The sequence below is a fragment of the Burkholderia sp. Ac-20392 genome (genome assembly GCF_017104585.1).
GTDB classification, from domain to species: Bacteria; Pseudomonadota; Gammaproteobacteria; order Burkholderiales; family Burkholderiaceae; genus Burkholderia; species Burkholderia lata.
The window spans coordinates 1-1,113 of record NZ_JAAGPB010001045.1; the positions used below are offsets into that span (position 1 = coordinate 1).

Genomic DNA, 1,113 nt, shown 5'->3' on the forward strand with positions numbered 1-1,113 from the left:
TAGCTCGCGCGTCGACGGGGGCGTCCGACCAGCCGGTCGGCGTGCTCGCGTCGACGCGCGAGCTGACGGGCGATGCGGCTCGCGACGCGCTCGGCCTCTTCATCAATTCGGTCGTCGTGCGCACGCAGCTCGACCCGGCCGCGCGTCGTACGGACGTGCTCGCCCAGGTGCGCGACACGGCGCTCATGGCCTATGCACACGCGGACGTGCCGTTCGCGGAGGTCGTCGCGGCGCTGCGCGCACCGCGTGCCGCGCAGGCCAATCCGCTGTTCCAGGTGATGTTCAACTACCTGCGCCCGACCGGCGCCGCGGCGCGCGACTGGGCCGGCCTGTCGCTGGCCGGATTCGACGAGGTGCGCCATCGCGTCGTGTTCACGCTGGAGCTGGACGTCGTCGAGCATCCGGATGGCCGCGTGAGCGCCGCATTCTCGTATGCGGACGAACTGCTCGATCGCGGTTTCGTCGATGCGCTCGTCGATGTCTATCACGACGAAGTCGCGCGTTTCGCCGGCGCGTCGGAAGCGGCGCTCGGCGCGCCCGACAAGCATGCCATTGCGCACGCGTCGCAGCGCACGCATGCGGAAGGCAATGCACGCGCTGCAACGTCGTCCCGTGCGCCGCATGCGGCAGCCGTGCTCGCGGCGCTGTGGTCCGACACGTTCGCAACGGCCGCGCCGGAAGCGGACGCCAACCTGTTCGAAGCCGGCGCGACCTCGTTCGACGTCGTGCGCTTCGTCGACGCGGCCAGCCGCGCCGGTCACGCGCTGACGGTCGCCGACCTGTTCGCGTCGCCGACGCTTGCGGCACTTGGCGCGCGGCTCGATGCACACACGGAAACGGGACAGGAGGCACGCCATGCTGGCTGAAGTGCGTCCGGACGGATTCACGATGCTCGATACCTACCGCCTCGCATTCGCGGACGGCCTGTTCGCCGTGCGCGACGGCGCAGAGATTCGCGTCGCGCAGGGCGACGGCATCGGTGCGCAGTTGCTGCGCGCACAACTCGGCGACGATGGCGCGCTGCGCCTCGTCGCATACAACCATCGCGCGGCACCGGCCGACCAGCGACGTGCGCTGCTGGCCGCGCTGGCCGCGGCGGTTTCGGACCGCGCG

Annotated in this window: 1 protein-coding gene and 1 pseudogene; both read left to right on the top strand. The window is 71.2% G+C overall.

The window, feature by feature from the left end; genetic code table 11:
- The coding region (locus G3N99_RS40670) for a condensation domain-containing protein (RefSeq protein WP_241012102.1) at window positions 1-866 on the top strand (866 nt) is incomplete at its 5' end.
- Window positions 856-1,113, top strand: a pseudogene (locus tag G3N99_RS40675) (N-acetyltransferase); the annotation flags it as partial. The gene G3N99_RS40670 and the pseudogene G3N99_RS40675, both read left to right, overlap by 11 nt.